Below are 1,693 nucleotides of genomic sequence, written 5' to 3'. Positions count from 1 at the left end.
CGTGTGCTCTTCCGATCTCCCTACGGGCATTTTGCGGCTCTTGCTCCGGTGTTAATCGTTCCGGCATACCGGAAAGAATGCGCTGTTCCGGAGTTTGCTCAGGTTGACATGAGCATCGCCCAGGAAAATATGTGGCTGGAGACAGACTCTCTGGGACTGGGCGGCGTGTGGCTTGGAACCGCGCCTTTGGAAGAGCGGATGAAAATGGTGGAAGGGACACTGCAGCTGCCTGATACGGTGAGGGCGTTTGCCGTGTTCGCGCTTGGATATCCGGCGGAGACCCGCCCGCAGCAGGACAGGTTCGATGAAAGCCGGATACATTATGTGAAATGAGGCAGAGAAATTACCCTCTCTTAACAGGGGCACAAACGGTCGATAAAGAGAGGGCAGTGAGAAGAGTGTAAAAATAATATAGGAATAATATAGGAAAGCCCAGGCTCCGTGTTTACAGGAGGACCTGGGCTTTATTGTGCACGAAACTTCGCCTTTGATACAATACAATCCTGCGGAAGGATGCGCATTTTGTTCAACTTATCTGTTGTGCAAGATAGACAATTTAGGCACAGCAGACCCGCACTCGTAGAAAAGGCGCTGTAAAGCGTGTAAATACCATGTCTTAAGGTACATATGACCGGGCAGGCAACAGGTAAAAATGTACGATAAAAAATACATGAAAATTGTTGAATTCCATACAAATCTACCATATAATGAGAAGTGATTGATAATTTTTTAACTATATCATACAAAGATTAAGGAGGAGTTCAATGTTAGACCAGACCTACTATGACAAAGCGGATGAAATCATAGCGGAACATGGGGCGGAGCAGGCATCTTTGATTCCCATTATCCAGGACATCCAGACAGAATACCGTTATCTTCCGCCGGAGCTTTTGGATTATGTGGCGGGGAAATTGGGTATCAACGAAGCGAAAGCATACAGCGTCGCTACGTTTTATGAAAACTTTTCTTTTGAGCCGAAGGGTAAATATATTATCAAAGTCTGTGATGGGACAGCCTGTCATGTGCGAAAATCCATCCCGATACTGGAGAGGCTCTACAGTGAGCTCGGACTTTCCAGTGAGAAGGCGACTACAGATGATATGATGTTCACGCTGGAGACGGTTTCCTGTCTGGGCGCCTGCGGGCTTGCCCCGGTACTGACAGTCAATGACAAGGTGTACCCGGCGATGACCCCGGATGCAGCAGCGGAGTTGATTCACGAATTGAGAGGAGCTTAGAGGATGATGGAGAGGATTGAAAGCAGAGAAGCGTTAGAGCAGGTCCGCGCAGCCTCGAAAGAGAAGATTGACAACAGCAGATGCCGGATACTGATTTGTGCCGGTACAGGTTGTCTGGCGGGAGGCTCCGGCAAGATTTACGACAGAATGTGTGAGCTGGTGAAGAATAATCCGGATGTGGAAGTTCACTTCGGACCGGAGATTGCACACGGCGATGAGCACAGAGACGGGGAAATTGGCGTGAAAAAGAGCGGCTGCCACGGATTCTGTGAAATGGGTCCGCTGATGCGCATCGAACCCCAGGGTATTTTGTATACAAAGGTGCAGTTGGAAGACTGTGATGAGATTTTCCATAGGACGATTGAAAAGGGTGAGCCGATTCGTCACCTCCTCTTCAAACAGGACGGCATCGAGTACAAGAGCCAGGAAGAGATTCCATTTTATAAGAAACAGAC

The 1,693-nt window shown here is 48.7% G+C and carries 3 protein-coding genes; all 3 read left to right on the top strand.

Going from position 1 to position 1,693, the window contains the following annotated elements; all coding sequences use genetic code 11:
• A partial coding sequence (locus tag Q5O86_RS04415) for a nitroreductase family protein (protein ID WP_302625940.1) occupies positions 1-333 on the top strand: 333 nt, incomplete at its 5' end.
• Between the two features lie 431 nt (positions 334-764).
• The gene (locus Q5O86_RS04410) at positions 765-1,238 is read left to right on the top strand and encodes an NAD(P)H-dependent oxidoreductase subunit E (protein WP_178058700.1); all 474 of its coding nucleotides are present in this window, start codon (positions 765-767) and stop codon (positions 1,236-1,238) included.
• A 3-nt stretch (positions 1,239-1,241) separates the two neighbouring features.
• The coding region (locus Q5O86_RS04405; RefSeq protein WP_368074738.1) for a ferredoxin at positions 1,242-1,693 on the top strand (452 nt) is incomplete at its 3' end.

The sequence above is a fragment of the uncultured Eubacterium sp. genome (genome assembly GCF_937958975.1).
GTDB lineage: Bacteria > Bacillota > Clostridia > Lachnospirales > Lachnospiraceae > Eubacterium_G.
This window is presented reverse-complemented; position numbering and strand designations above follow the sequence as displayed.